The sequence below is a fragment of the Methylocella sp. genome (assembly GCF_044226135.1).
In the GTDB taxonomy this organism is placed as follows: domain Bacteria; phylum Pseudomonadota; class Alphaproteobacteria; order Rhizobiales; family Beijerinckiaceae; genus Methylocapsa.
Genome location: NZ_JBGAHM010000013.1, coordinates 1 through 25,718 on the forward strand (window position 1 = coordinate 1; position 25,718 = coordinate 25,718).

The window sequence follows — 25,718 nt, forward strand, 5'->3', positions numbered from 1 at the left end:
GGCGGCGCCGGCGCCGCGCCCGGACTGACGGCGCCCGGCGCACGCCGGCGTGTGCGGATCGGCGCCGCGGCGGTTGGGGACGACGCGCAATTTTGCCGTGGCCCCGCGGCGCGCTCCGCATTACCATTGCGGACAGGCGCAGGGCGCTGCCAATCGCGCGGGGGTGCGCGCCTCTCGAACGGAGCCCGCTTCGGTGAATGACTCCGCCAGCTCTCCGGCCGCCTCCTATTCGACGGCGGGACCCGGCACGCGGCTCAATGACGTCTATGTGATCGACCGCCTGATCGCCACCGGCGGCATGGGGCAGGTGTACGCCGGCCGCGCCATCGAGACCGCCGACAAGGTGGCGATCAAGATGATCCGCCCCGAACTCGCCAAAAGCGACACCTATCTCGCGCTGTTCCGCAAGGAGGCGGCGGCGCTGCACCGGGCGCCGCACGACGCCATCGTCCGCTATTATCTGTTCACCACCGACCCCGAACTCGGCTGCCCCTATCTGGCGATGGAGTTCGTCGAGGGAGATTCGCTCGCGGCCGTGCTGGGGCGCGGCCCGCTGCCGCTCGAAACCGTGCGCGTGCTGCAGCGGCGCGTCGCCTCGGGGCTCGACGTCGCCCATCGCGCGGGCGTCGTGCACAGAGACGTCTCGCCCGACAACGTCATCCTGCCCGAGAACGACGCCAACCGCGCCAAGATCATCGACTTCGGCATCGCCCGCGACGCCAAGGGCGACGCGACGGTGATCGGCGGCGAATTCGCCGGCAAGTCGAACTTCGTCTCGCCCGAGCAGATCGGCCTTTACGGCGGCGAGGTGGGGCCGCAGTCGGACGTCTACAGCCTCGGCCTCACGCTGGTCGCGGCGCTGCTCGGGCGCCCCCTCGACATGGACGGGCTGCCGGCCGAGGTCGTGCGCAAGCGCAGCAGCGTGCCCGATCTCTCGGGCGTTCCGGCCGAAATCCGCCCGCTGCTCGCGCGCATGCTCGAACCCGACCCGCAGGCCCGGCCGACCATGGCCGAGGTCGCGGCCTGGTCGCCGGCGCAGGCGCCCGCCGCGCCGGCCGGAAACGGGAGCCCGCGCCGCCTGATCGCCGCAGGCCTCGTCGCGCTGGCGCTCGTCGGCGCGGGGCTTCTCGCCGCGCGCCTCGCTGGCGGGCGCGGCGCGGGCGCCGATTCGGGCGCCGGCGAAAGACCTGCCGGCGAAAGACCTGCCGACCAAAGACCTGCCGACCAAAGACCTGCCGGCGAAAGACATGCGGCCGAGGCGCCGCGCCTCGTCGCCGAAGAGCCGACGGCCGCCGCGCCCGAGACCGCGGCGCAGGAGCGCCGCGAGGATCCGCCCGCGACGGCGCCGGCGTCCGGGCCGCCGGCCGCGGCCGACGACCATCTTTCCGAGCTGAAGCTGTCCGAAATTCCGTTCGCGCCTTCGGCGGGCGCGACGCCGGAGCAGGCGTCGTCAGCGGCGGCGCCTTCCGTTCCGGCCGCGCCCACGACGCCCGGGCCCGAGGGCGCGACGCGCGACTGCGCGCGCTGCCCCGAAATGCTGGCGCTGCCGGGCGGCGCGTTCTCCATGGGCGGAAACGCCGATCCGAGCGAGCGGCCGATCCACAAGGTGCGGCTCGCCGCCTTCATGATCGGACGCTTTCCGGTGACGGGGGCCGAGTGGCGGGCCTGCGTCGAGGCCCATGGCTGCGCCTACGATCCCGGCGGCGACGACGACGCGCCGGCCCACAACCTCAGCTTCGACGACGCGAAGCAATATGTCGCCTGGCTGTCGGGCGCGACGGGGCGCCGTTATCGTCTGCCGAGCGAGGCTGAATGGGAATATGCCGCGCGCGGCGGCGTGACGACGAAATTCTGGTGGGGCGACGCGTTCCGGCCTGGCATGTCGGCCTGCCGCGGCTGCGGCGAGGAGAGCGGCGACGGCCCGCCGAAGGTCGGCCAGTTTCCGCCGAACCGCTTCGGCCTGCAGGACGTGACGGGCTCGGCCAAGCAATGGGTCGAGGATTGCTGGCGGCGCAACTACAGGGGCGCCCCGGCGAACGGAAGCGCCGTCGGCGGCGCCGATTGCCCGGAGCGGGTGCTGCGCGGCGGCTCATGGGCGAGCGCGCCCCCCGACCTCAGGGTGGCGAACCGCGAATTCTACGATCCGAAGGTGCGCTATCCCGGCCACGGGCTTCGCGTCGCGCGCGATCCGTGAGGCCGGGGCGGCCGCCGGCCGCAGGGGAGGAAAAGCGATGAAGCAGCAGTTCGGCCTGGCCTTCGCCCTGCTGGCGGCGGCCTGCGTCGCGCCGGCGCGGGGGCAGACGCAAGAACAGGGGCGGACGCCGGCGCAAACGCCGGCTCCGGCGCCGCAGCAGGCGCAGCCGCAGGGGGCGGCCGCCGCGCCGCCGGCGCCGGCGCCGGCCGGCGCGCGGCTCTACATCATCGCGCCGGCCAATGGGGCGCGGGTGCGCTCGCCGGTCACGGTGCAGTTCGGCCTCAGGGGCATGGGCGTGACGCAGGCGGGCAGCGCGGCGGCGAACGCCGGGCATCATCATCTGCTCATCGACGTCAGGGAGCCCGTGTCGGAGACCGAGGTCATTCCCTCCGACAAGAACCATCTGCATTTCGGCGGCGGCCAGACCGAGACGACGATCGACCTTCCGCCCGGGCGGCACACGCTGCAGCTCGTCCTCGGCGACGCGAAGCACAGGCCGTTCGCGCCGCTCGTCGCCTCGCGGAAGATCGAGATTGTGGTGGTCCAGCCGGGCAAAAAGAAGCGCCATCGCCACGACTGACGCCGCCCGTTCCGCCGCGCCCCGGCGCTCCGCCGCGCCCCGGCGCCGCCTGTCCGGCGCCGGGCCTGGAGCATTTTCAGTAAAAGTTGCAGGCTTTTACGGCAAGAAAATGCGTAAAGACAAAATCTTGGAGCGCGTGCGCGACGCGATGACGTCCGAACGCGCGCTAGCGCGTCGTCCCGCCCTGCGCGGCATGGCCCGTCTCGCGCAGGAAAAAGGTCAAGACCCCGGCGAGCGCCACGCCGGCGAGGAGCCAGCTTCCGGCGCTGCGGAAATCGGCCAGCGTCAGCGCGCCGCCCGGGTCGCGCGATTGCAGATACCGCCCAAACAGCGGATTGACGAGCGCCGTCATGGCGAAGACGAGGAAGTTGATCGCGCCCGTCGCGCTGCCCTTCACCTCGTCCGGGTTGACCTCCTTGATGACGCTGTAGGGGATCATCGCGGCGCTTGAGCCGACGCCGAACAGCAGGCCGAGCAGGTAGGGCGGAACGGCGCCGTCCGGCAGATAGAGGATGGCCGCGCCGGTCGCCAGCATGACGGCGACGCCCGCCACCACGACCGGCTTGCGGCGCCCGAGATAGTCGGCGGCGTAGCCGAGCAGCGGGCAGCCGATCACCCAGCCCATCGGCACCATGCTCGCGCGCAGCGCCGCATGGGCGAAGTCGACATGCAGCCCCTCGCGCAGGAAGGGGACGCCCCAGATCATGTCGAAGATGGTCGTCGGCAGGAACAGAAGCCCGGCGACGACGCCGCAGAGCCACGACTGCGGATTGGCGAGCACCGTCCGGTAGGGGGCGAACAGATTGCGCCATGGGCCCGCGGGGGCGCGCGCGTCGCGGGCGCCGGGCGTGATCATCATCATGGAGAGCGCGACGCCGACGAGGAACGTCGCCGAGATGAGCCAGAAGCTCCGCCAGTCGAGGACCGAATGGACGAGCGGCGCGACGCCGAACTGCCCGACCGAGCCGCCGAGCATGCCGAGGCACTGCGTCACGCCGACCGCCGTCGCGAGCCATTCCCGCGGAAAGCCGCGCGCGGCGAGATAGACCGCGCCGGTGAAGGCCACGGCCGAGCCCGCCCCCTGCAGCAGGCGTCCGATCCGCGCCCCGGCGAGCTCGCCCGAGCCAAACAGCGCCGCGCCGGCGGCGAGCGCGAGCACGCCGACGGGAATGACGTATTTCGCGCCGAGCCGGTCGAGCGCCGCGCCGGCGACGATCGCGAACAGGGCGTAGGTGTAATAATAAAGGCCGATCAGCGAGCCGAGCTCGACGCGGCCGAGCCCATGCGCCTGCGCGAGCTCGGGCAGCATCACGCCCGGCGCCGAGCGCAGCGCATATTGCGCAAAATAGAAGATCAGGCACAGCATCCAGGCGGCGATGAAGCCGATCCGCAGATGTTCGTCCTGCGACACGCTGACGGGAGGTTTTGTGAGCAGGGCCATGCGCGCGCCTTCTCGTCTCGACGGCGGCGATTCGGGCGCCGCGGTGCGGTCCGTTTAAGCGCGGCCGCGCCCGGGCGCAAGGCGTCGCGCCGTCGCGCGCGCTGCGTAAAACCTCCGTATAGTTTTATCGAAGGCCGTTCGGGCGCATTGTTTTGTCGCAGCTTCGCGCGGGCGCGGCGCGAACAGGTTTGGGCGGAACAAAGTGGGCACCCCTTCGATCATCATCGTCGACGACAATGAGGACGTCCGCGTCGCGACGCAGAACCTCGTCGAATCCTATGGCTTCGACGCGCGCGTGTTCGCGTCGGCGGAGGCCGTTCTCGAATCCGGCGACGTCGAGGGCGCGGCCTGTCTCGTCGCCGACGTGCAGATGCCGGGCATGGGCGGGTTCGAGCTGCACCGGGCGCTGATCGCGCGCGGGCGCCGGCTGCCGATCGTCTTCATCACCGCTTTTCCCGAGGCGCGCCTGCGCGACGAGGCCGTGGCCGTGGGGGCGCTCGGCTTTCTCTCCAAGCCGTTCGAGGCCGCGGCGCTCATCGAATGCGTCGAGGCGGCGCTGGGCCGCCCCTGACGCGGACGCCTCGCCTCGCCGCGGGGGCCCGGCCGCGGCCGGTTTGCGGCGCCGCCGCCGCGTCGCTATCCTGCCCGCCGCGCGGCGCGTCGCGACGCCAGCGGCAAGAACCACGGACAGCCGAAAGCTCCGGAACGCGATGCCGATCGATCTCCCTCCCCAACGGCCGTCGCCGTGGCGGCCCATGGCGGCGGCGGCGCTCGCCGCCGGAATCTTCCTGTTCGACACGCTGTCTCCGCTCGGCATAGCGATCGCCGTGCTTTACGCGCTCGTCGTGATCCTGAGCGCGGGTTTTGTCGACCGGCGCGGGGTTCTCGTCATCGCCGCGATCTGCATGGCGCTGACGATCGTGAGCTTCCTCGTCGGCCATGCGCACGCGCCGATGCTCGACGCGACGGTCCGCTGCGCCGTCAGCCTGTGCGCCATCGCCTCGACGGGCTTTCTCGTGGCGAAGGACCTTGAGGCGACGACGCATCTGCGGCGCCAGGCGGCGCTGCTCGAACTGACCCATGACGCCATCTTCGTCACCGACGCGAAGGGCGCGGTCGCCTACTGGAACCCTGGCGCCGAAGCGCTTTACGGCTGGAGCGCCGCCGAGGCGATGGGGCAGGACGCGGGCGCGCTGCTGCGCACCGCGGACGCCGGCGTGCGCGCCGGCGTCGACGCCGCGCTCGCCCGCGACGGACGCTGGCGGGGCGAATTCACGCGCCGGCGCAAGGACGGATCGACGGCGATCGTGGCGAGCAGGCTGTCGCTGCACAGGGACGAGCGCGGCCGCGCCGCCGCCGTCATGGAGACGAGCAACGACGTGACCGAGCGCAAGCGCGCCGACGACCGCCTGCGCGAGGCGGAGCAGGAGCTGCGGCGCGTCGTCGACACCATCCCGGCGCTGGTGTGGACCTCCTCGCCCGGGCGCGGCGAGATCGATTCGATCAACGCGCGCTGGCGCGACCTCGGCTGGACCTTCGACGACGTCGGCGGCCCCGGCTGGCGCGTCATGGTCCATCCCGACGATCTCGGCCGGATCGACGCGGGCTGGGCCGCGGCGCTGGCTTCGGGCGCGTCCTATGAGGACATGGCGCGCATCCGCGACGCCTCCGGCGAATGCCGCCGCATGGTGATCAGGGCCGCGCCGCTGCATGACGGGGCCGGCGCGGTCAAGCGGTGGTACGGCGTCGCGAGCGACGTCGAGGACCAGATGCGGGCCGAGGAAAGCCTGAGCCGCGTCCAGGCGGAGCTGTCGCACATGGCCCGGGTCACGACGCTCGGCGAGCTCGCCGCCTCGATCGCGCATGAGGTCAACCAGCCGCTCGCGTCCGTCGTCACCAACGGCGAGGCCGGCCTGCGCTGGCTGTCGCGGGACCCGCCGCGGCTCGACGCCGTGCGCGCCTCGCTCGAAAAGACGATCGCCGGCGCACGCCGGGCGAGCGAGGTGGTCGCGCGGCTGCGCGCCCTCGCGCGCAGGTCCGAGCCCGAGCGGCGGCCGGTCGACCTCAACGGCCTGATCGAGGAGACGCTGGGCCTGCTGCAACGCGAGATCGAGCGCCACGGGGCGAAGCTGGAGCTGAGGCTCGCGCCGACGCCGCCCGTTCCAGGCGACCGCGTGCAGCTTCAGCAGGTCGTCATCAATCTCGCGATGAACGCGCTTCAGGCGATGGACGGCGTCGACGGCCGCGCCCGCGTTCTGACCATCGCCGCCGGGGCCGAGCGGCGCGACGGCGGCGAGACCGTGCTGGCGGAGATCGCCGACACCGGCGTCGGGCTCGGCGGCGCCGAGGCGGCGAAGCTTTTCGACGCCTTCTACACGACCAAGGGGGACGGGCTCGGCATGGGGCTTTCGATCTGCCGGTCGATCGTCGAGGCGCATGGCGGGCGGATCGAGGCGCAGGCGAACGGCGCGGCCGGCGCGAAATTCCGCCTCGTCCTTCCGGTCGAGGCCGAGGGAGCCCGGACATGACGCGTCCGCCGCAGGAGGCCGGGCCCATGGCGATCGTCGTCGAGGACGACGACGACATGCGCGACGCGCTGCAGAACCTGTTCGCCTCGATCGGGCTCGGCGTTCTGGCCTTCCGTTCGGCCGCCGAGATGACCCGCGCGCAACTGCCCGACGCGCCGTCCTGCCTCGTGCTCGACATCCGCCTTCCGGGCGTCGGCGGGCTCGAGTTCCAGGACCAGCTCGCCCACGCCGGCGTCGACCTGCCGATCGTGTTCATGACCGGCCATGGCGACATTCCCATGACGGTGCGCGCGATGAAGGCCGGGGCCGTGGATTTCTTGACGAAGCCGTTCCGCGACCAGGACATGATCGACGCCGTGTCGTCGGCGATCGCGCGCGACAGGGCGCGGCGCGAGACGCGCCGGCGCGGCGGCGAGCTGCAGGCGCTCTACGACGGACTGACCCCGCGCGAGGCCGAGGTGATGGAGTTCGTCGTCAAGGGGCTGCTCAACAAGCAGATCGCCGGCGAGATGGGGCTCGCCGAGATCACGGTGAAGATCCATCGCGGCCATCTGATGCGCAAGATGGGCGCGCGCTCCGTCGCCGACCTCGTGCGCATGTCGGAGGCGCTTGGCCGGCGCGGCGGCGGCTGAGGCCGGGACGCCGGCCGCTCCGGCCGGATCGTGTCGCCGGATCGTGTCCTGGAGCGCGCTCGAACATCTTGTCTTTGCGAATTTTCTTTACGCGAAAGTCTGCAACTTTCGCTGAAAAGGCCTCATCTCGCTGTTTAAGCGCGTTTTCTTGACGTAAAAGTCGGCAACTTTTACTGAACATGCTCTAGCGGGCGGCGATCGCCATGCGGATGAGGTCGGCGAAGGTGCGCACGCCGAGCTTTTTCATGAGCGTGGCGCGATGGCTCTCCACGGTCCGCTGGCCGATGCCGAGGTCGTTGGCGATGACCTTGTTGGCGCGGCCGGCGACGATCAGGTCGAGCACCGCGCGCTGGCGTTCGGTCAGCCGGCCGACGCGCTGGCGCGCCTCCCGCCGCACGTCGGCGGCGGGCGCCTTGGCCTCCAGCGCGCGGCCGAGGCTTTTGAGGAGCTGCTCGGGGCTGAACGGCTTTTCCAGGAAGTCGCAGGCGCCTTCGCGCATCGCCCGCACGGCGGTGTCGACGTCGCCGCGCCCCGTGATCATGATGACCGACGGCCGCGCGGCCGCGCTCTTGAGGCGGGCGAGCACTTCGAAGCCGTCGAGGTCCGGCAGGTTGGCGTCGAGGATGAGGCAGTCCTCGGGGCGGAAGGCGAGGCCCTCGACGTCGAGCCCGCTCGCGAGCGGGCGCGCGGCGTAGCCGCAGGATTCGAGCAGTTCGCGCAGCGAGCTGCGGACGTTCGAATCGTCGTCGACGATATAGACCGTCGCCTCCCGCAGCTCCTCGCGCGGCGGCGGGAGATGGGGGAGCTCCCCGGCGAGGCAGCTTTCGGCGGCGGCGCGGGCGTCGGCCCGCAGCGCCTGTATGGCGTCGAGCAGGTCGTCGGCCTGCACCGGCTTCGTCAGATGCGCGTCGGCGCCGGCCTTGATCTTCTCGATCGCGGCCGAGGAGATGTCGCCGGTCAGCGCGATCGCCGGCGTCCGGCGGCCGAGCGCGCCGCGCACGGCGTCGATCGTCTCGAGCCCGTTCATGCCGCCCGGCACGCTGTAGTCGACGATGACGAGATCGGGCAGGCAGACGCCCGATTCGACGAGGCGCAGGGCCGCGGGGCCGCTCGCCGCGGCGCAGACGGCGTGGCCTTCGGCCTCGAGCAGCATCTCGAGGCTTTCGCGCACGGACGGCTCGTCCTCGACGATCAGGATGCGGCAGGCGCGATCTCTCATCACGGGCGGCGGCAGGCGCGCGGGCTTGGCGTCGACCGTCGCCTCCGCCTCGCCGAGCGGCACGAGCACGCTGAAGCGCGAGCCCCTGCCAAAGCGCGACTGGACCTTCACCTCATGTCCGAGCATGGTCGCAAGATGGCGCACGATGGCGAGGCCGAGGCCGAGGCCGTCGTCCGAGCCTTTCAGATTCTCGGCGCCCTTGTGGAAGAACTCGAAGATCGAGGCGATCTCCGACTCCCTGACGCCGGGCCCTGAGTCGAGCACCTCGATGCTGATCGCGTCGCCGCGCCGCCTGCAGCCGATCAGGATCTTGCCCGAGGCGGTGAACTTGATGGCGTTGCTGACGAGGTTGCGAAGGATCTGGATGAGCAGCCGCGGATCGCTCTTGACGACCGCGCCGCAGCCGACGAGGCGCCAGTCGAGCCCCTTCGCCTGGACGAGCGTGTCGAACTCCGCGAACAGCTTGTTGAGCAGCATGTCGGCCGGAAAGCTCTGGATCACGGGCGTGATCGCGCCGGCCTCGAGCTGGTTGATGTCGAGGATGGCGTTGACGACGCCGTTCATGGCCTCGATGGTCTCGTCGAACTTCGCGCTGAGCTGGAGCGCGCGGCCCGTCAGCTTGCGCCTCAGGATCGCCGACAGCAGGCACATGGTCTGCAACGGCTGGCGCAGGTCGTGGCTCGCGGCGGCGAGGAACTGCGACTTCAGGCGGTTCGCCTTTTCAAGGCCGCGCGTGACGGCGGCGAGGCTCTCCTCGACGCGCTCCTTCTCGGTGACGTCGTCGAGGGAGAGCAGGAAGGCGTCGTCACAGGCGCCCGCCATCCTGCGCAAGGTGGTGAGCAGGATGAGCTCGCCCCCTCCGGGCGTTTCGATCTGGAGGCGGTGGTTTTCGACGTCGCCGAGCGTCGCCGACCCGGGCCACAGCATGTCCATGAGAAAGGGCGCGAGCGCCGCGGCCGGCGTCTCGCCGAGCGGGCGGCCGAGGAACGCCTCGCGGTCCGCGTCAAACAGCTCGCGGCAGGCCTTGTTGACCGAGCGCACCGAGAGCGAGCGGTCGAAGGTCAGCAGCGGCTTGCGCACGGTTTCGAGCACGCTTTCGAGATAGGCGCCCGCCGCCCTCAGCTCGTCTTCGGCGCGCTTGAGGCCGCCGATCGCCACATAGGTGATGACCACGCCGGCGTCGTCTCCGCCAAAGCGGCGCGGCGCGGTCATGCGCAGGAACCAGCTTCCGTCGCGCGCGCGCACCTCGCGCGCCGCCACGGGGCGGCCGGCGAGCGCGCTTCTTATGTCATCCGTCAGATGAATGTCCTCGACGCGCGGCGCGAGGTCCGACAGCGGGCGGCCGACGTCCGAGGCGATCAGCCCGAACAGTCCGGTCGCGCGCGGCGTGAAGAAGCGGATGCTGAAATCCGCGCCGAGCGCCAGCGTGGCGACGTCGGCGCTCTCCAGAATGTCGAGCAGGCCGGCCGCGGCGCGGGCGTCCCGCGCGCGGTCCTCCTCGAGCCGCCGGTTGACCTCGCGGAGCTCGCCGTTGAGGGCGCGCGCCTCGGCCTGCGCGGCTTCGAGCTCGTCGACCCTGCGGCGCAGCTCCTCGTTGAGCGTCGCGGCCTCGTGGTTGGCGAGGGCGAGCCCGTCGTTGACGAGCTCGAGCGTCCTCAGCGCATCTTCGAGGCGGGTCCGGTCGACGCCGAAATCAAGCTCCGTTTCGACGGACGTCATGGATTGAGGCTCCGTGATTGCGTCGGGGTCGCGGGCGCCTTCGTCTTCGGCGTCGTCCGCGTCTTCAGAAAAGCTGAGGAGAATCGCGTCGTCGCCGTCGTCCCGGACGCGCCGCGCATGAAGCGTCACCAGCACGCCGCCGCCGCGCCAGACCGCGCTCGCGCCGCCTGCGGCGCAGGGGCCTGCGGCCCGCCGCAACGCGCCGAGCGCCGGCCCCGAGAGGCCTGGCGGCAGCGCCGCCGCAAGCGCGCTGCCCGGACGCGGGTCGGGCGAGGTCAGATATCGCGCGACCGGCCCGGCGCAGCTCAGGATCTCGAAGCGCATGTTGACGACGACGCAGGCGTCGGCGCCGTCCGGGTCAACAGGCTGCGCGGGGAGCGCGCGCGACGCGTAGTCTCGCTGGCTGCGCGTCGTGGTTGTTCCCATTGCGGCGGCTCCTGTTGACTGAATGGCGAAGGGGCTGCTCGCGCCGGCCGGACACCTGCGTCGGACGCGCGTCGGCGGAGCGTACATGCGGCCGCGGCGTCGGGAGACGATGGAGAAAACGGCGTCGGCGTTGCGGCCAATGGACGGAGGTCAAGGACATAAGCGAGGCGCTCGCAGTAATCGCGACAAATGTTGAAAATTGTCAGGACACAAAACAGGCCGCCGGCGGAGCATTTCCTTGCGGCGAAAGCATTCTTTTTAATGTTAACTAGCTTAGCATTGAAATCGCATGCGTTTCAATAGCGGCATTTACCGATGCGCAAGTCCGGCGCGGGGGCGTCGCGGCGCGGCCACGCGCTCAGCACATTCCGATCCTTGTCCGCCACGTCGGGATTGATGGACAGATTGAGCGTCGGGGCCCGAGCGACCGGCTCGCCTCGACTGACCAACGCGTCCGGCGTTTTCCGCCCGACGACCATGCTCAATAGGTGAAACGTGAAAGTTGCAATCCTGGCGGGCGGGGCTGGCACCCGATTGGCTGAAGAAACCGACGTGCGGCCGAAGCCGATGGTCGAAATCGGCGGCATGCCGATTTTGTGGCACATCATGATGCATTACCACAGCTACGGCCACAACGAGTTCGCCGTCGCCCTCGGCTACAAGGGCGAATACATCAAGCGCTGGTTCTCCGACTATTGTTCGCTGAACGGCAGCATGACGCTGCACATGCAGACCGGCGGCGTGAAGCGCCACAACCCGAACGCCCCCGCCTGGTCCGTCGACCTCGTCGAGACCGGCCTGCCGACGCTGACCGGCGGACGCGTCAAGCGGCTGATGAACTGGATGACGCCGCAGCCGATCATGCTTACCTGGGGCGACGGCCTCTCGAACGTCGATCTCCACAAGCTGCTCGCCTTCCACAAGGCGCATGGCAAGCTCGCGACCATGACCGCCGTGCGCCCGCCGGCGCGCTATGGCTACATGGAGTTCGACGGCGACAGGGTGCTTGAATTCACCGAGAAGCCGCAGACCGCGGAAGGCTGGATCAACGGCGCCTTCTTCGTGCTCGAGCCCGGCGTCGTCGACTACATCGACGGCGACGACGTGATGTTCGAGCACGCGCCGATGCAGCGGCTCGCGGCCGACGGCCAGCTGATGGCCTACCGCCACGACGACTTCTGGCAATGCATGGACACGCTGCGCGAGAAACATCTCCTGCAGAAGATCTGGGACGGCGGCAAAGCGCCGTGGAAATCATGGAGCGACGCATGAAAGTCCTCGTCACCGGCCATCGCGGCTACATCGGCTCCGTGCTGACCGCCCTTCTGCTCGAGAAGGGCCATGACGTCACGGGCTACGACAGCGACCTCTACCGCGCCTGCACCTTCACGGGCGAGCTCGCCGAGGTTCCCGAATTCGAGAGCGACGTGCGCGACGCCAGCGTCGAGGATCTGCGCGGCTTCGACGCCGTGATCCATCTCGCCGGACTCTCCAACGATCCGCTCGGCGACTATCGCCCGGGGCTCACCGACGCGATCAACTGCAAGGCGTCGGTCCGGCTCGCGGCCCTCGCCAAGACGGCCGGCGTGCCGCGCTTCCTGTTCGCCTCGTCCTGCTCGACCTATGGCGCCGCGGGCCAGGATTTTCTCGACGAGACGGCGGCGTTCAATCCGGTGACGCCCTATGGCGCCTCGAAGGTCGACGTCGAGCTGGCCGTCGCGCCGATGGCCGACGAAAGCTTCAGCCCGACCTTCATCCGCGCCTCGACCGCCTACGGGCTGTCGCCCAGGCTGCGCTTCGACCTCGTGCTCAACAACCTCACCGCCTGGGCCTTCACCACAGGCGAAGTCTATCTCAAGAGCGACGGAACGCCATGGCGCCCGATCGTGCATGTCGAGGACATCGCCGCCGCCTATGTCGCGGCGATGACCGCCGACCGCCAGCTCGTGCACAACAAGGCGTTCAACGTCGGGCTCACCACCGAAAACTACCAGATGCGCGAGATCGCCGACATGGTGAAGGACGTCGTGCCCGGAAGCCGCGTCGACTTCGCGCCGGACGCGGGCCCCGACACGCGCTGCTACCGCGTCGACTGCGGCCACATCGCGCGCACGCTGCACGCCTTCAAGCCGCAATGGACGGCGCGGCGCGGCGTGGAGCAGCTCTACGGCGCCTTCTGCGACTCAGGGCTGACGCTCGACGATTTCGAGGGCGAGCGGTTCAAGCGCATCGCCCACATCAAGAAGCTCATTCGCGAAGGGTCGATCGACGAGGATCTCCGCCGCGTCCATGCGCGCGCCCGCGCCATCGCCTGACCGCCGCAAAGCAACGGAAACGATTTTCATGACTCATGACTTCAAACTCTCCGTGGCCGAGCATCGCTGCCGTTCCTGCGGCTCCGAAAATCTCGAAAACTTTCTCGACCTCGGCGACACGCCGCTCGCCGACCGGCTCGTGCCGGAGGAGCGGCGCGGCGAGCCCGAGCTGACCTTCCCGCTCAAGGTCGCCTTCTGCAAGGACTGCGCCCTGGTGCAGATCACCGAGACGGTCAGCCCCGAGATCCTGTTCGCCGACGCCTATCCCTATTATTCGTCCTTCTCCCCCGCGCTGCTCGAGCATTCGCGCAAAAACGCGCTCGGCCTGATCGAGAGCCGGCGGCTCGGGCCGGAGAGCCTCGTCGTCGAGCTTGCGAGCAATGACGGCTATCTTCTGAAGAATTACGTCGAGGCGGGAATCCCGGCGCTCGGGATCGACCCGGCGGACGGGCCGGCGGCGGCGGCCGAAAAGATCGGCGTGCCGACGCGCTGCGCCTTCTTCACCTATGACTACGCGCTCGGCCTGCGCGAGGAAGGAATCCGCGCCGACGTCATCCACGGCAACAACGTGCTCGCCCATGTCGCCGACACCAACGGCTTCGTCGCCGCGATCAGGCTGCTGCTCAAGGACGACGGCGTCGCCGTGATCGAGGCGCCCTATCTCGCCCCGCTGACCGAGCATTGCGAATTCGACACGATCTACCACGAGCACCTGTGTTATTTCTCGGGCGTCGCGCTCGACAAACTGTTTCGCCGTCACGGGCTTTATCTCAACAGGGTCGAGCATCTCGCGATCCATGGCGGCTCGCTGCGGCTTTATGTGGAGCCGGTCGAGAACGTCGAAGCGTCCGTCAAGGATCTTCTCGCCGCCGAAACCGCGCAGGGCCTCGACGGAATCGACTATTTCCGCGGCTTCTCGGCCAAGGTCGACGCGCTCAAGCGCGATCTCGTCGCGCTGCTGAAGGATCTCAAGGCGCAGGGCAAGTCGATCGCCGCCTATGGCGCGGCGGCCAAGGGCGCGACCATGATCAACACGGCCGGCGTCGGCCGCGAGCTCGTCGACTTCGTGGTCGACCGCAACGTCCACAAGCATGGCAAATACATGCCGGGCCAGGACATTCCGATCCTGCCGGTCGAGGCGCTGGTCGAGCGACGCCCCGATTACGTGCTCGTGCTCGCCTGGAATTTCGCCGACGAGATCCTGGCCCAGCAGGCCGAATATCGCGCGGGGGGCGGCAGGTTCATCCTGCCCGTTCCGACGCCCCGGATCGTCTGAGCACGGCGCGGGGCGCGGCCTCGCCGCAGGCCGCGCCCGACGCGTGCGGGCGGATTTTCTCAATTCATCGGAGAGGCGCCGGCGTCGCCGCCCGCACGGGCGGAGCGCGAGGCCGCGCCTTTCAGCCTCGGATCCGGAGACGGCCATGCCGATGGAGGCGAGTTCACATGACCTGCTGGCGGCCGCGCCGGCCCAGCAGGCCACGGCGCAGGGCGCGGGCCGGGGCCTGTTCGCAGGCCTTGGCGAAAGGGCGCAAACGGAGCGGACGCAAATCGAGCGGACGCAGGCCGAACGGGGGCGCTCGCCGACCGGCGGGCTGCTGAAGCGGACGGTCGACCTCTGCCTCGCCTCGACGGCGATCGTCGCCCTGTCGCCGTTCCTCGCGCTCTGCGCTCTCGGCGTGGCCGCGACCTCGGGCGCGTCGCCGATCTACCGCCACCGGCGCGTCGGCTTCGGCGGCGAGACGTTCGACTGCCTGAAGTTCCGCACCATGACGGGCGACGGCGAAAGCGCCCTGCGCGCCTATTTCGACGCCAATCCCGACGCGCGCGCCGAATGGGAGGCGACGCGCAAGCTGCGCGACGATCCGCGCGTGACGCGTTTCGGCCGCATCCTGCGCAAGACCAGCGTCGACGAGCTGCCGCAGCTCTTCAACGTCGTGCGCGGCGAGATGAGCCTCGTCGGGCCGCGGCCGGTGGTCGAGCAGGAGCTCGCGCGCTACGGCGCGCGCCGCGCCGCCTATGTGCGCTGCCGGCCCGGGCTGACCGGGCTGTGGCAGACGAGCGGGCGCAGCCGCGCGAGCTATGCGAAGCGCGTCGCCTGCGACGCCTGTTACGCGCGCAACTGGCGTCTCGCGCTCGACGTCCTCATCATCATGCGGACGCTGCCGGCCCTGTTCGGGTCCGACGACGCCTGCTGACCCCAGCGGCGCGAGGCGCTTGGCGGACGCGAAAGATCGGGCTACCCAGATCTTCAGCCCGACGCGGGCGGAGCCTTGAGCCGCAACAGCCGAAGGGACGGCCCTCGTATGGAAAGCGTGGATTGCCTCGTCGTTGGAGCGGGCGTGATCGGGCTCGCCGCGGCGCGCGCGCTTGCGGCGCGCGGCCGGGACGTGATCGTCATCGAGGCGGCCGACCGGATCGGCGCCGGCATCTCGTCGCGCAACAGCGAGGTCATCCACGCAGGCCTCTATTATCCCGAGGGCAGCCTGATGGGGCGGCTCTGCGTCTCGGGGCGGACGGCGCTCTACGACTTCTGCGCCTCGCGCCACATCCCCCACAGAAAATGCGGCAAGATGATCGTCGCGGCCTCGCCGGAAGAGATCGGCAAGCTCGGCGCGATCCGGGCGCGCGCGGAGGGCAACGGGGTTGGCGACCTCGTGCTGCTCGACGGCGCCGAGGCCCATGCGCTCGAGCCCGACCTCTCCTGCGAGGCGGCGCTGCTCTCGCCCTCGACCGGCATCCTCGACAGCCACGCCTATATGACGGCGCTCCAGGGCGAGCTCGAGTCATTTGGCGGCGTGGTCGTGCTCGAGACGCCGGCGCTGCGGGGCGAGGTGATGGGCGACGTCGTGGCCGTCGAGGTCGGCGGCGTGACGCCGATCCGGCTGCGCTGCAACCTGCTCGTCAACGCCGCCGGCCTGTCGGCGACCAAGTTCGCGCGCCGCATCAAGGGCCTCGACCCGCGTCTCGTGCCGCAGAGCTATCTCGCCAAGGGCAATTATTTCGCCCTCTCCGGCCAGAAGGCGCCGTTCTCGCGGCTCATCTATCCGGCCCCGGTCCCGGGCGGCCTTGGCGTGCATCTGACCTTCGACCTCGCCGGCCAGGCGCGCTTCGGGCCTGACGTCGAATGGGTCGAGACGGAGGACTATCGCGTCGATCCGGAGCGCGCCTCCTCGTTCTACGCCGCGATCCGGCGCTACTGGCCGGGCCTGCGCGACGGGACGCTCCAGCCCTCCTTTTGCGGGCTGCGCCCCAAGATCGCGCCGCCCGGCGCGCCGGCGCAGGATTTTCTCATTTTGGGGCCCGAGGATCATGGCGGGGTCGCGCTCGTCAACCTGTTCGGCGTCGAATCGCCGGGCCTCACCTCGTCGCTGGCGATCGGCGAGCATGTCGCGGCGCTGGCGGGGCGCGGCTGAGGGGGCGGGGCCAGGCTGAAGCAAGGCGGCCCTGCGCGCGGCGCTTGACGCGGAGGCCCGCGCCCGGTTTCATTGACGGCGCCCGCGTTGCGGCCCGGCTTCGCGGGCCACGCGCCGGTCTGGCCGCGTGAGGCGATGTCCGCCTGGACGATCTGCATCTTTCTTCTCGGCGGCGCGCTCGGCCTTTTCGTCGGCGTGCGCGCGCTTCTGCTCGCGCTCGCGGCCTGGGCGCTGACGCTGGCCGTGGTCGCGGCGCTGGGCCGGCTCGACAATTTCTGGCTGTGGCTTGCGGCCGGCGCGCTGCTTCAGTGCGGCTATTTCGCCGGCCTTGCGCTGCGCGCGCTGGCGCAGGAGCCGCGCCGGGACGTCAGGCGTCCGTTCGCGGCGCGCGAAAAACGCGCGCGCCCGAGACGGGGCGCCGACCGGGAGGGCGCCTGAGGGCGCAGGCCGCGCCGCGCGCGGCCGGGGTTTTCGGGGCGCGCCGCGCCCGAGGCTTCACGCTGCGCCCGACTGCGGCTCGAACACCAGCACCGCGCCTTCGGGCTTCTCGCCGCAGTCGTAGCGGGCGACGACCTCTTCGGGCAGCGCCGCGCCGTCCGCGCCGCGCCTAAAGTCGCGCAGGCTCGTGCCCTGCGCGAAGGTGTCGACGTTCGGCGCGCCGCGCCCGGATTCGAGGTCGGCGAGATTGGCGGTCCTGAAGTCGATGCTGAAGCGCGTGCGGCCGGAGGCGTTCGGAACGGTCGAATGCATCTGCGCCGCCGAGAACAGGATGACGCCGCCGGGCGGGCAGACCACCCGGAACTGCCCCTCAAGGTCCATCGGCTGGCGCGGGCCCGGCTGCTTGCGCGTGTCGGAGGCCACATGCCGCGCGGCCTCCTTGCGGCCGACCGCGTTGTACTCATAGTAGTTGAACTCCTCCGACCCGTTGCTGATCGGCGTGCGCCAGTAGGCTGGATGGAAGGCCATGCTCGATTCCGACTGGAACGGAAAGATCGGCAGCCACCAGTTCAGCTGCGCGAGCGGCGCCGACCACCAGGTGTCGCGATGCGGCGGAAAGGCGTAGCCGACGCCGGCGGTCAGATATCTGTCGCTGGTGACGCCGCGCAGCCGCGGCACGTCGACGAAGGTTTCGTCGAGATCGCAGCCGAGTTCGGCGACGACGTCGGCGAGCAGCGCCTTCGTCGTCTGATGATGGATGAACGCCGGCTTCAGCGGGCCGAAGACGTCGACGAAGGCGCGGACGTCGATGTGATGCTGCGCGAGCTCCGGCGCATGCGGCGCGAACGCCTGGGTCAGGAACTCGCGCGCGAAGCCGATGAGGGCGAGCGTCGACGGCTTTGGCGAATAAACGAAGACGTCTCCACGATAGAGCCGCTCGCGCCGTTCCGCGTCGCTCATCGTCGAGTCGAAATAGACTGCGCTCATTTTTGACGCCTCCATAATGACGGCTTCGAGCCGGGCGTGGGCCGCGACGCCGCTTTTCGGCCGCGTCGAACATGGCCGCCATGGTCGCTTTGGGCGCCGCCGCGCGGCAAGACTCGGAAACTACCGGACGGCGCGCCGGGCGCCGCCGAGTCAGTAAATGCCGGCGCTTGTCCGGCGCGCGCGCCTTCGCCCATTCTGGCTGCGCGTCGCAGGAGATCGTCCGCGGCGCGGGCCCGGCGCGGACCGGCCATCATATATTGCAAAGTCATTCATCGAGCGCGACGCGCGGCGGCGGCCTGGCGTCTTTCTTGACCGCCTGGCGACGGCGCAGGCAAGCGGGGAAATGAGGAATGCTCGTCCTTACGGTCGTCGCATTGCTGGGCGGAGCGGCCGCGGGCCGGACCATGACCGCCTTCTGTCTTCTGCCGACCTCCTGCGCGGCGCTGCTGGCGGCGCTCGCGGCGGCGGCGGCGGCCGCCGACGCGACGCCGCTGGGAATGGCCTGGCGCGCGGCCGCGCTCGTCGGCGCGCTGCAGCTCGGATTCGTCGTCGGCGCGACGTCGAACCGGGCGGCCGGAGAGATCGAGCGGCGCGCCCGCGACAAGGTCCGCGCCGACGCGTCGTTTTTTCGCGCGGGGCGTCGATTTTTTCGCGGCGGCGTACGCGGCGGCGCGAAAGGCGGCCTCTGACGATTTCGCGCCCCGACCTTCTTCCGAATCCGAAACGTCCCTCACGCCCGAAGGGTGGAACATGAACCAGACGACGCCCCCGACCAGTCTCCTCGCCGCGACCGCCGTCGAAACGGACGCGACGGCGTCCGCCTGCCCCTGTTGCGGAAGCACGCGGACGCAGACGATCTACAGGGTCGCGGGCGTGCCGGTGCACAGCTGCGTGCTGCTCGGCTCGGAAGACGAGGCGAAGGCCTTTCCGCGCCGCGACCTGCAGATCGCCTTCTGCGACGCCTGCGGCTTTCTGTTCAACGAGATTTTTGACGCGTCCGCGATGAGCTACGCCGGCGACTTCGAGGAGTCGCAGCATTTTTCGGACACGTTCAACGCCTTCGCGCGCGGCCTCGCCGGCGAGATCGCGCAGCGGTGCGACGTCAGGGGCAAGGAAGTCCTTGAGATCGGCTGCGGCAAGGGCGAGTTCCTGCGCGAGCTCTGCCGCGTCGGCGGCGCGACCGGCGTCGGCGTCGATCCGGGCTATCGCGCCGATCCCGGGCGCGGCGGCGACGAAAGCGTGCGCTTCGTCGTCGACTACTACAGGCCCGAACGCGACTTCGGCGGCGACGTCGTGTTGTGCCGCCACACGCTGGAGCATATCGGCCCGACGCGCGAATTCGTGCAGGCGATCCGCGCCGGATGCGAGGGGCGGCCCGACGCCGAAGTGGTGTTCGAGACGCCGGACGTCAGGCGGGTGCTCGAGGAAGGCGCCTTCTGGGACATGTATTACGAGCACTGCTCCTACTTCAGCGCCGGGACCCATGCGCGGCTGTTCCGCGCGCTTGGCTTCGACGTCCATGCGCTCGCGGTCGAATACGGCGGCCAGTATATCGTCCAGTACGCGCGCCCGGCCGCGGGGCCGACGGCGCCGCGCCTGCCGCTCGAAGACGACCTCGAGGCGATGCGCGCGCTCGCCCGCGACTATCCGGCCCGCGTCGCCGCCGTGCAGGATTACTGGCGTAATCTCGTGCTCTCGGCCGTGGCCGGGGGGCGCAGGGTCGCGCTCTGGGGCGGCGGCTCGAAGGCCGTGTCGTTCCTGACCACGCTCGGCCTCGCCGACGAGATCTCGGCGGTGGTCGACGTCAATCCCTACAAGCAGGGCCGGTTCATGCCGGGCGCGGGCCGCCGCGTCGGCGCGCCTTCCGAGCTCGCCTCAAACCCGCCCGACGTCGTCATCGTCATGAACCCGATCTATGTGCCGGAGATCACCGCCGCGCTCGAGGCGATGGGCCTGCGTCCGTCGGTCGTGGCGGTCGGGGCCTGAGGCGGCGCGCCCGCCCGTATTCTCCGATCCTAGGCGCCCCGCGCCTTGGGGCCTAACCAGAACGGGCGTCCACGAAAACGCCAGGGAGACTGTCGATGGGCATCATGGATCCGGTCCGCAAGCTGCTGAGCGGCAACAGCGCCGTCAAGAGCATGGTCGTCAGCGTTCTCAACAGGCAGGGCTATTACAACATCACGGGCCTCGACGCGATCCGCCACATCGAGGACTTCAGGGCGAACTCCGGCGAGGTCATGGCGCGCTCGCGCGCGCAGACGCCCGCCGACGTCGAGGCCCTGCGGAAAAAATACGAGGAGCCGATCTTCGGCGAGATGTCGATCTACAGGCTTCTCGAACTGCAGGCCCAGGTGATCGACCCGACCAATCTCTATCTCTACTGCGGCAGCCAGCTCACCCACACGCTGCAGATCATGGAGAGCATGGAGGAGGCCGGCGTCGACGACCGCGAGCTTCTGGCGACCACGCTGATCCACGACCTCGGCAAGCTCGCCGTGTTCAAGGGCGAGAAATGGGAGAACATCGAGGGCGGCGGCAAGTTTCCGATCGGCGACGACAACAGGCCGGGCGCGGGCCTCGCCAACTGCACGTTCAAATGGGACCACGCCGACATCGTCCATGCGCGGCTCGCGCCCTATGTCTCAAAGGACATGCAGTGGCTGCTCAGGTGGCACTCGATCCAGACGCCCTGCGAGCCCTACATGGACGCGCACGACCGCTCCCTTTATGAAAAATACTTCAAGACCTTCGTGCGCCACGACCGCACCTTCATCTTCTATCACCTGCCAAAGAAGCGGCTCGACGATTACGTGGGGCTGATCGAGGAGTTCTTCCCCAAGACGGTGCTGTTCTGCTTGTCGATGCTGGCGCCGCTCGGTCTTTTCGCGGACGAGCTGTCGCTCGCGGCGGCCGTGCTTTAGCCCGCCCCCGCCGCGCCAAACCTCATGAACGCGCCGGGCGCCGGCGCGCGCTCTTCCCTCTTGCGTGAAAGGCCGGCACTTGCCTTCTCTCGGGCGCAAACTCGTCAGCGGCGCGATCTGGACGGCCGCCGCCTCCTGGGGCTCGCAGATCATCGCCTTCGGCGTGTTCGTGGCGCTCGCGCGCTTTCTCACGCCGCAGCAGTTCGGCCTCGCCACGCTGGCGATGATCCCGCCCTTCTTTCTGTCAGTGTTCGTGACGACCGGAATCGTCGACGCGCTGGTGCAGCGCCGCGACGTCGAGCGCGGCCATCTCGTCTCGGCCTTCTGGCTCGTCTGCGCCATGGGCTTGGCCCTGAGCGGCGCCATTTTCGCGGGCGCGGAGCTGCTCGCGGCCTTCTTCGGCCAGCCCGAGCTGCGCGAGCTGCTGCGCTGGAGCTGCCTCGTCGTGGCGATCGAATCCTTCGCGGTCGTGCCGACTGCGCTGCTGCGGCGCGATCTCGCCTTCCGCACGCTGGCGCTGCGCGGCTTCTTCGCCACGGCGACGAGCGCCATCGTCGGCGTCGGCATGGCGGCGCATGGCTTTGGCGTCTGGAGCCTCATCGCCTATCAGCTCGCGCGCACCGGCGCAGGAACGGCGCTCGTTTTCGCCGGCTCGCGCTTCCTGCCCTCCTTCTCCTATTCGCGCGCGCGGATCGCGGAGCTGCTTCCCTTCGCGCGGCCGATCGTCGCCCAGTCGCTGCTCGCCTTCGTCAACGGGGAGCTGCCGGCCTTCGTCCTCGGCGCGTTCCTTGGGCCCGCGGCGGTCGGCGTCTACTCCTTCGCGCGCCGGCCGTTCCAGGTTTTGTGGGAGGTGTGCCTGACGCCGCTCCTTGGTCTCGTCATGCCGACGGTGGCGCGCATCCGCGACGATCCGGGCAAGACCGACCGCTTCTTCAACGCCGCCCTGCGCATGACGGCGCTCTGCGCCTTTCCCGTCTTCATCGGCTTTGCGGCGGTGGCCCCCGTCGCCGTTCCGGTCGTCTTCGGACCGCAATGGAGCGGCGCCGTCGTCGTCGTGACGATTTTGACGCCGCTCGCGATCCTGATGATCATCGACGCGCTCTGCGTCTACACCATTCTCGCGCTCGGCCATTCGAAGCTCGTGTTCAAGCTCAAGGGCGCCTTCACCATCGTCTCGGCCGGGCCGATCGTCGTCGCCGCGCATGTGAGCCCCGAGGCGCTCGCGGCGACGGTGGTGCTCTGCCAGCTCGCCTTCCTGCCGCTCATGATGGTCTCGGCGCGCCGGATCGCCGGCGTCGACGTGCGCCGGCCGCTCGACATCTTCCCTAAGCTCGCGCTGGCGTCGCTCCTGATGTTCGTCGCCGCGCGCGCCGCCGAGCTCAACGCGCCGGCCCAGGCGCCGCAGCTCGCGGTGCTGGCCTTCGCCATACTGGTCGGGGCCGCGGTCTATGTCGCCGGCGCCCTCGGCCTCGTGCGCGGCGATCTCGCGCTGGCCCGCGACCTCGTGTTGAAGAACCGCATGCCAAGCTGAGGCGGCGCGAGCCCCTCCGCCTTCTCCCGAGATCCCGAGCGCCGCCCGAGGCTCCGGCTCCGGGCGGCGCTCGTGGTTGATTAATGGTTAGCGTATGCTGTATGATAAATAATAATTTTCATCATTACTCATTTTAGCCATTCTCTCGGCCATCAATGGCCACATCCCCTCCCCATACGGCGCAGGTCAAGTTGGATCGCGTCCTGAAAGGGGGTGGGGATGACCTGTTTCGTAGCACGCGCCGCGTCGGTCGCGGCGTCTTTGGCCCTGATTCCGGCGTCGGCGGCGCTCGCCGCGCCGCCAAGCTATGTCGGCGTGTCCTATGGCTCCTCCAACGTCGCGGCGGGGCCGGTCACGATCAAGCCGCCGGCCGGCACGCAGGACGGCGACCTGATGCTCGCCTATGTCGCGACGCAATCGACCAAGGGCGAATGGCTGACGGCGCCGGCGGGCTGGACGCCGGCGATCAAGACCTTCAACTCGGTGCAGAGCGCGCAACTCTACTGGCGCGTGGCCAGGGACGAGCCGGCCTCCTACAGCTGGAGCGGCGCGTCCTATCCCAAGGCGATCATCAGGACTTATCGCGGCGTCGACGCCAAGACGCCGGTCGGCGGAAGCGTCGGCTGCGGCGCCAACGCCGCCGCGTGCCAGCTTCCGGCCTTCTCCGAGGCCATGGTCGAGGGCGAGCGCTATGTCGCCTTCTGGGACTTCAACACGGCCTCGGCGCGCATCGCGCCGCCGTCCGACCTCGGCAACGTCTCGATCGACTTCACGCAGCGCGCGACGGCGACGGGCGACAAGGCGCTTTCGGGCTCGGGCGCGAAGACCGTCGCCGCGGCGACCGCGACAGTGAGCGTCGGCGCGGCCTTCTTCGACGGAATCGGCGTGACGATCCGTCCGGCGTCGACGTCGACGCCGGTCGCGACGCCCGAGCCGCCGCCCGCCGCTCCGGCCGCGGGCTCGGGCGTCAAGGCCGCGAGCGCCACGGACTTTCTGAACTCGCTCGGCGTCGGAGGCGGCGTCCTCGACATGGACGTCGCGCCGCTCGTCAACTACATCGGCGTGCGCAATCTGCGCGGCGGCTCGTTCGAGGGCGGCTACACCGCCGCGAGCGCGATCAACATCGCCAGGGCGACCGGAACGAAGATCACCTGGGGCCTTTCGGCCGGCTGGGCGCGCGACCTTTCAAAGGAGATCGCGGCGAGCCGCCAGCTCGCCGACGCGGGCGTGCTTCTCGCGGTCGAGGGCGCCAATGAGCCGGACACCTGGCCCGTGACCTATCAGGGCGCGACGGGCGGCGGAAGCGGCTCGTGGATTGCGGCGGCCAAACTCCAGCGCGACCTCTATGCGGCGGTCAAGGCCGATCCGGTGCTGAAGAACTATCCCGTTTTCCAGACCACCCACGGCGGCGCCGAGATCGACAATGTCGGCCTGCAATATCTGACCATCCCGAACGGCGCCAAGACGGCGATGCCCGACGGCACGAAATACGCCGACTACGCCAACATGCACAATTACGTGATCTGGGCGGGCGCCAAGACGCCCGTGGCCAACGCCGCCTGGAACTCGGCCTCGCCCTATGACTGGGTTCCGCCGACGCAATACATCCTGCCCGACGACTATGGGACCACCTGGAAGCGAAAATATTCAGGCTACGCGAAGGAGCAGCTCGCGACGCTGCCGCGCGTGACCACGGAGACCGGCTGGTGGGTCGATTCGGGCGGCGAGGAGAACCAGGGCAAGACGCTGCTCAACGTCTATCTGGCGCAGTTCAAGCGCGGCTACAAATACACCTTCCTCTACGCCATCAAGGACCGCTGGAGCGAGCGCTTCGGCATTTTCAAGGCTGACAACTCGCCGCGCCTCGCCGCGCATTACATCCATAATCTGACGACGATCCTGGCCGACGACGCGGCGGTTTCGGCGACGCCGGGCTCGCTGCCCTACGCCATCGCCGGCCAGCCCGGGACCGTTCACGATCTTTTGCTGCAAAAGAGCGACGGCAGGTTCGAGCTCGTCGTCTGGGACGAGCGGCCGGTCGGGCAGGGCGGCGACGACGTGACGGTCGATCTCGGCGCGACGCGCAAAACCGTGCGCGTCTATGACGTCGTCTCGGGCGTGTCGCCGAAGCAGACGCTGACCAATGTGCGGACCGTTCCGCTCGGCCTCACGGATCACCCGATGATCCTTGAAATCGAGGACTGACGACGCAGGCGGCGGGCCGGGGCCGGCGGGTCGGCCTCCGTAGTCTCCGGTCGTTGCGGCGGCCGCCGAACTCAAGAAAATGACGACGGCCGGGACGTCAGGACCGCGCCGCGCCCCCGCGAAGAAACGGCCGCGCCCCGACCGGGCGCGGCGGCAAGGCGGGCGCGGCGGGGCCGCGACGGCCCGCCGCCGCATCTTCATGAGGTAGCCGCATGAGCAAGGCAGCAGAGGCGCCGCGGGTCTCCCTGGCGATGCCCGTCTACAACGGCGAGGCGTATGTCGCTCAGGCCGTCCGCTCGATCCTCGACCAGACCTACGAGAACTTCGAGCTCATCGTCAACGACAACGCTTCGACGGACGCGACGGGGGCGATCTGCCTCGCCTTCGCCGAGAAGGACGCGCGCGTCCGCTACATGCGCAACCCGGTCAATCTCGGCGCGGCGCCCAACCACAACATCGGCTTCGCCGCCGCCCGCGGCGAATTCTTCAAATGGTGCGCGAGCGACGACTATCTCGCGCCCGACTTCATCGGGAAATGCGTGCGCGCGCTCGACGAGAACCCGGGCGCGGCGCTCGCCTACGGCGAAACGAAGAGCGTCGACGAGAACGGCGACGTCATGCCCCTCGTCGGCTCCCTCGGGCCGGTCGTCACCGGCCAGCCGCCGGCGGAGCGCTTCTACAACGTCATGCGCTATGTCGGCACCTGCTACGAGATCTTCGGCCTCTACCGTCGGGCCACGCTCGCGCGCAGCACGCTGCAGAGAAGCTATTACGGCTCGGACCACGCGCTGCTCGCCGAGATCGCGCTGCTTGGAGATTATGTCTTCGTGCCGGACACGGTGTTCTACAACCGCGAGCACAAGGACCGTTCGATCAACATGACGGACATCCAGGCCCGCGTGCTGTGGCAGGACACGAGCAAGAACGCCAAACATTCGATGCAGCATCTCAAGCATCTGGCGCATCTGATGGAGATCGCCTGGCGCCATCGCGGCGAGGTCGATCCGGCCGTGAGCCTCTTCGCCGTCGCCCGTTCCGAGCTTCGGCCGATCCAGCTGATGCGCTACGGTCTCGACGCGGCCGGCCTCGCCTCGCCGGCGCTGCGGTCCTGGCTGCGCGAGCGCGGCTGGAGCCTTGTCAACAAGGCGCAGATGCGCCTGACCTAGCGC

At 69.7% G+C, this 25,718-nt stretch carries 20 protein-coding genes; 17 read left to right on the forward strand and 3 right to left on the reverse strand.

Annotated features, from left to right (window positions below):
• The first annotated feature begins 193 nt into the window (after positions 1 to 193).
• Positions 194 to 2,194, forward strand: a complete 2,001-nt coding sequence (locus tag ACILRB_RS07845; protein WP_395665740.1) for a bifunctional serine/threonine-protein kinase/formylglycine-generating enzyme family protein — start codon at positions 194 to 196, stop codon at positions 2,192 to 2,194.
• Between the two features lie 37 nt (positions 2,195 to 2,231).
• Entirely contained in the window at positions 2,232 to 2,774 is a 543-nt protein-coding gene (locus ACILRB_RS07850; RefSeq protein WP_395665741.1) for a DUF4399 domain-containing protein, read from the forward strand.
• A 166-nt stretch (positions 2,775 to 2,940) separates the two neighbouring features.
• On the opposite strand, the gene ACILRB_RS07855 is transcribed toward ACILRB_RS07850, so the two are convergent.
• Complete coding sequence (locus ACILRB_RS07855; RefSeq protein ID WP_395665742.1) at positions 2,941 to 4,215, reverse strand: MFS transporter; 1,275 nt, start codon at positions 4,213 to 4,215, stop codon at positions 2,941 to 2,943.
• A 202-nt stretch (positions 4,216 to 4,417) separates the two neighbouring features.
• Here ACILRB_RS07855 and ACILRB_RS07860 point away from each other — a divergent pair, with 202 nt between their 5' ends.
• From ACILRB_RS07860 to ACILRB_RS07870, 3 genes are all read left to right on the forward strand, one after another.
• Positions 4,418 to 4,786, forward strand: coding sequence for a response regulator transcription factor (locus ACILRB_RS07860; RefSeq protein WP_395665743.1), 369 nt, complete (start codon positions 4,418 to 4,420; stop codon positions 4,784 to 4,786).
• Between the two features lie 139 nt (positions 4,787 to 4,925).
• Entirely contained in the window at positions 4,926 to 6,743 is a 1,818-nt protein-coding gene (locus ACILRB_RS07865) for a PAS domain S-box protein (RefSeq protein WP_395665744.1), read from the forward strand.
• Positions 6,740 to 7,375 (forward strand): response regulator transcription factor, encoded by a 636-nt coding sequence (locus tag ACILRB_RS07870; protein ID WP_395665745.1) that lies wholly within the window; start codon positions 6,740 to 6,742, stop codon positions 7,373 to 7,375. Before ACILRB_RS07865 ends, ACILRB_RS07870 begins: the two co-directional genes overlap by 4 nt.
• A 184-nt stretch (positions 7,376 to 7,559) precedes the next feature.
• Here the strand turns inward: ACILRB_RS07870 and ACILRB_RS07875 are convergent, their stop codons facing one another.
• Positions 7,560 to 10,739, reverse strand: coding sequence for a response regulator (locus ACILRB_RS07875; protein WP_395665746.1), 3,180 nt, complete (start codon positions 10,737 to 10,739; stop codon positions 7,560 to 7,562).
• A 495-nt stretch (positions 10,740 to 11,234) separates the two neighbouring features.
• Between ACILRB_RS07875 and rfbF the strand changes: the two genes are divergently transcribed.
• From rfbF to ACILRB_RS07905, 6 genes are all read left to right on the forward strand, one after another.
• Positions 11,235 to 12,011 carry a glucose-1-phosphate cytidylyltransferase gene (gene rfbF / locus ACILRB_RS07880; RefSeq protein WP_395665747.1) on the forward strand — a complete coding sequence of 259 codons (777 nt, stop codon included), beginning with the start codon at positions 11,235 to 11,237 and terminating at the stop codon, positions 12,009 to 12,011.
• Positions 12,008 to 13,054 (forward strand): NAD-dependent epimerase/dehydratase family protein, encoded by a 1,047-nt coding sequence (locus ACILRB_RS07885; RefSeq protein ID WP_395665748.1) that lies wholly within the window; start codon positions 12,008 to 12,010, stop codon positions 13,052 to 13,054. Before rfbF ends, ACILRB_RS07885 begins: the two co-directional genes overlap by 4 nt.
• 28 nt (positions 13,055 to 13,082) lie before the next feature.
• A complete protein-coding gene (locus ACILRB_RS07890) occupies positions 13,083 to 14,330 on the forward strand; it encodes a class I SAM-dependent methyltransferase (RefSeq protein ID WP_395665749.1) in 1,248 nt (415 codons plus the stop codon).
• A 145-nt stretch (positions 14,331 to 14,475) separates the two neighbouring features.
• Complete coding sequence (locus tag ACILRB_RS07895; protein ID WP_395665750.1) at positions 14,476 to 15,249, forward strand: sugar transferase; 774 nt, start codon at positions 14,476 to 14,478, stop codon at positions 15,247 to 15,249.
• 108 nt (positions 15,250 to 15,357) lie between these two features.
• On the forward strand, positions 15,358 to 16,467 hold the full coding sequence (locus tag ACILRB_RS07900) for an NAD(P)/FAD-dependent oxidoreductase (RefSeq protein ID WP_395665751.1): 1,110 nt from the start codon (positions 15,358 to 15,360) through the stop codon (positions 16,465 to 16,467).
• 87 nt (positions 16,468 to 16,554) lie between these two features.
• Entirely contained in the window at positions 16,555 to 16,905 is a 351-nt protein-coding gene (locus tag ACILRB_RS07905; protein ID WP_395665752.1) for a hypothetical protein, read from the forward strand.
• Between the two features lie 57 nt (positions 16,906 to 16,962).
• On the opposite strand, the gene ACILRB_RS07910 is transcribed toward ACILRB_RS07905, so the two are convergent.
• Complete coding sequence (locus ACILRB_RS07910) at positions 16,963 to 17,892, reverse strand: hypothetical protein (protein ID WP_395665753.1); 930 nt, start codon at positions 17,890 to 17,892, stop codon at positions 16,963 to 16,965.
• Between the two features lie 404 nt (positions 17,893 to 18,296).
• On the opposite strand from ACILRB_RS07910, the gene ACILRB_RS07915 reads away from it, so the two are divergent.
• The 6 genes from ACILRB_RS07915 to ACILRB_RS07940 all read left to right on the forward strand — a co-directional run bounded on the left by ACILRB_RS07915 (position 18,297) and on the right by ACILRB_RS07940 (position 25,715).
• Positions 18,297 to 18,581 carry a hypothetical protein gene (locus tag ACILRB_RS07915; protein ID WP_395665754.1) on the forward strand — a complete coding sequence of 95 codons (285 nt, stop codon included), beginning with the start codon at positions 18,297 to 18,299 and terminating at the stop codon, positions 18,579 to 18,581.
• A 61-nt stretch (positions 18,582 to 18,642) separates the two neighbouring features.
• Positions 18,643 to 19,878 (forward strand): class I SAM-dependent methyltransferase, encoded by a 1,236-nt coding sequence (locus ACILRB_RS07920; RefSeq protein WP_395665755.1) that lies wholly within the window; start codon positions 18,643 to 18,645, stop codon positions 19,876 to 19,878.
• 95 nt (positions 19,879 to 19,973) lie between these two features.
• Complete coding sequence (locus ACILRB_RS07925) at positions 19,974 to 20,813, forward strand: inositol oxygenase family protein (protein ID WP_395665756.1); 840 nt, start codon at positions 19,974 to 19,976, stop codon at positions 20,811 to 20,813.
• A 79-nt stretch (positions 20,814 to 20,892) separates the two neighbouring features.
• Positions 20,893 to 22,344, forward strand: a complete 1,452-nt coding sequence (locus ACILRB_RS07930; protein WP_395665757.1) for a lipopolysaccharide biosynthesis protein — start codon at positions 20,893 to 20,895, stop codon at positions 22,342 to 22,344.
• A gap of 219 nt (positions 22,345 to 22,563) precedes the next feature.
• Entirely contained in the window at positions 22,564 to 24,549 is a 1,986-nt protein-coding gene (locus tag ACILRB_RS07935; RefSeq protein WP_395665758.1) for a hypothetical protein, read from the forward strand.
• A gap of 212 nt (positions 24,550 to 24,761) precedes the next feature.
• The gene (locus ACILRB_RS07940) at positions 24,762 to 25,715 is read left to right on the forward strand and encodes a glycosyltransferase family 2 protein (protein ID WP_395665759.1); all 954 of its coding nucleotides are present in this window, start codon (positions 24,762 to 24,764) and stop codon (positions 25,713 to 25,715) included.
• Positions 25,716 to 25,718: the final 3 nt, after the last annotated feature.